The 989-nt window shown below is 74.2% G+C and carries 2 protein-coding genes; both read left to right on the forward strand.

The genetic code is table 11. The features are described 5' to 3' along the window. Positions 1–135: 135 nt before the first annotated feature. Positions 136–537, forward strand: coding sequence for a hypothetical protein (locus B7767_RS38610; RefSeq protein WP_085576037.1), 402 nt, complete (start codon positions 136–138; stop codon positions 535–537). Positions 538–628: 91 nt separating this feature from the next. Then, positions 629–989: phage holin family protein (locus tag B7767_RS38615; RefSeq protein ID WP_179167477.1), on the forward strand; the 361-nt coding region annotated here is incomplete at its 3' end.

The following is a 989-nucleotide window of genomic DNA, read 5'->3' on the forward strand; positions in this document are numbered from 1 at the left end:
AGTCCTCGACCGTGCAGGTGGCGTGACCCCACCAGGTGACCTCCACCGGCACCTCTTCCGCCCCCTTCGTGCGACTCCCCGAAGCCTACGCGCAGGAGTAGGGTCGGCGGCGAAAACCGGAGGTGAGGGGGCGCCATGGGGCCGGTGCGGGTGACGGCGATCGCGAGTCTGACGCCGCTGGAGGAACTGGACGCCGATCCCTTCCTGGTGGACTCCCGCGGCCAGCACGCCATGTGCGCCCGCTGGGCCGCCGAGCACGGCTATGCGGTGGCCCGGGAACTCCTCGTACGGGGACTGCGGCCCGACCACGGTGTGCTGTGGGACGGGGTGCGGCCCGGGGCCGACCTGTTCGTGGCGCCCAGCCTGCGGGTGCTGGAACGCGCGCTGTCCTCCGTGGAGGAGTTCACGAGGGAGTGCGCGCGGCGCGGGGTGCGCGTGGAGACGGTCGGCCGCGCGGAACCGTCGTACGACGCGGAGATGAAGGCCCGTGTGCACCGGCGGCTGTCGCTGCCGACGGCCGGGTACGACGGCCGCTGAGCCGCGGACGGCCCGCGCGACCGGGGACGGAACGCCCCGCCCGGCCGTTGTGACAGGGTGGGGACGGGCCAGGTCGGCCGGGACGTGAGGTGTGCGGGGCGTGGGTGGCGGGCGGTGGCGACGGGTCGCCAGTCAGATCGGGCGGAGTGTCGCCGTGTGGGCGGTCTCCACGCTCACCATGCTGCTGCTCGCGGGCATCCTGCCCGACTTCCGGCTGCGCTCGGCCGACGGCGACAGCGCCACGGACATCGCGGTCACCGCCGCCTTCGGCGCCGGCGCCTTCGGTCTGCTGTCCGCCCTGGTCTGGCCGCTGCTGGTGCGGCTGCTGCTGCTGGTGCCGGCGCTCGTCCTGGGCCTGCTGGTGTTCTTCCTCAACGGCGCCCTGCTGTGGCTGGCGCTGCACGTCACACCGGTCGAACGCGGCACCGCCGCACCGGAGACGGCGGTCGTGG

The sequence above is a fragment of the Streptomyces sp. 13-12-16 genome, from assembly GCF_002114215.1.
Taxonomy (GTDB): domain Bacteria; phylum Actinomycetota; class Actinomycetes; order Streptomycetales; family Streptomycetaceae; genus Streptomyces.